The sequence below is a fragment of the Neolewinella litorea genome, assembly GCF_004803465.1.
Lineage (GTDB): Bacteria > Bacteroidota > Bacteroidia > Chitinophagales > Saprospiraceae > Neolewinella > Neolewinella litorea.
In genome coordinates this window covers 1-1,517 of record NZ_SRSF01000032.1, presented here as the reverse complement: position 1 = coordinate 1,517, position 1,517 = coordinate 1, and the positions used below count along the sequence as shown (strand labels likewise).

Genomic DNA, 1,517 nt, shown 5'->3' with positions numbered 1-1,517 from the left:
CATCGGTCACCTCAAGGATGATCACCGCATGCGGCGCAACTTTTTGAGCGGAGAACTAGGCGATGCCGTCAACTGCCTGCTGGCCGGAGCGGCCTTCAACCTGGTCAAGCGCCTGAATCAGCTGAAAATGCTGCCGGTGATGGTCATGCTGAAGCTGATCCAGCTGGCGATGGCCTTCTTTGAAACCTGCGTAGAAAGGCTAAATGGAGTAACCCTACCGAGGGCCCACCAGCGCAGAATGGCGTTGGGAGCGATATAAGCCTAAACCAAACCGCTGAGTATCTTTTTCAGGGACGACTCGTTAGGGTATTCGTATGATTTATGGATCCTATTAACATAAATTGCATGTGGGTATGGCTTACTGGATTTAACCCCCCCCCGTTGCGGTCCCCCTCCTCCTCTTCCTCATCGCAAGCATCTTTAAGGACGTGATGAATTTCCGTGGCCTGTGGGTGTGAAGACTTACCCAAATCTGGACAGTTTAAAATTAACCGGTTTGCGCCAATTGGCGCTACCCAAATTCCTTGGGCGGTATTCCTCCGTTGCCGGCGTGGGGATGATGCCAGTTGAAATCTTGGCGGAATCGCTCGGCCACCACGTTGAATTGCTGGTACGATTCGAACAGGTTGTACGCTTCCCCCTCCCTGTACGCTTCCCCTAGGCCGCAACCGCTCTAAAGTAGAATTTCTCGTTTGCTTTTTCGTAGGCCTCCGTGGGTAAGCGTCCGAGCAACCGCGTATAGTCTACGTCATTCCTCTTCCGTACTCGCCTTGGCCGGCGCCTCCACCCAGCGGTGCGGCAGAAGTTCATCCAGCCGGTTGACCGGATGATCGGGTATACGCTCGAGGATTTCGCGTAGCCAGGCCCGGGGGTTGACCTCCAGCCGCTGACAGCTGGCAAAGAAAGAATACAGCATCGCCGCCCGTCGCGCGCCTTCGTGCGAGCCGGCAAAGAGATAGTTCTTCCATAAGCGTCTGAGCAACCGCGTATAGTCTACGTCATTCCTCTTCCGTACTCGCCGTGGCCGGCGCCTCCACCCAGTGGTGCGGCAGGAGTTCATCCAGCCGGTTGATCGGATGATCCGCGATGCGGTCGAGGATTTCGCGCAGCCACGCCCGGGGGTTGACCTCCAGCCGCTGACAGCTGGCAAAGAAAGAATACAGCATCGCCGCCCGCCGCGCCCCCTCGTGCGATCCGGCGAAGAGGTAGTTCTTCCGSCCCAGGGCCAGGGGGCGGATGGAGTTCTCGATCAGGTTGTTGTCCACCTCCAGGCGACCGTCCTCAAAGCAGGGCCGCAGCCGCGGCAGTTGATCCTTCGCATACTTGAGCGCCTTACCGATGGCCCCGCTGGACAGGTTGTTTTTCTGTTCGTACTCCGCCCAGTCCAGCAATGCCTCGTAGACTGGCCGACTCACCCGCCGGCGCAGGGCCAGGCGTTCGGCTGCCGACCGCCCCCTTTTGCGGCAGTGCGCCTCGACGTGGTAAAGGAAGCCGATGGCGGCCAGGGCCAGCTCCGC

2 protein-coding genes and 1 pseudogene are annotated in these 1,517 nt (G+C 58.6%); 1 reads left to right on the top strand and 2 read right to left on the bottom strand.

The window, feature by feature from the left end:
- Positions 1–259 (top strand): annotated as a pseudogene (locus E4021_RS18260) (hypothetical protein); the annotation flags it as partial.
- A gap of 489 nt (positions 260–748) precedes the next feature.
- On the opposite strand, the gene E4021_RS17945 reads toward E4021_RS18260, so the two are convergent.
- The gene (locus E4021_RS17945; protein ID WP_168797682.1) at positions 749–982 is read right to left on the bottom strand and encodes a transposase domain-containing protein; all 234 of its coding nucleotides are present in this window, start codon (positions 980–982) and stop codon (positions 749–751) included.
- 16 nt (positions 983–998) lie between these two features.
- Positions 999–1,517, bottom strand: a 519-nt coding sequence (locus tag E4021_RS17940; RefSeq protein WP_136460864.1) for an IS66 family transposase, incomplete at its 5' end; no start/stop codon positions are given.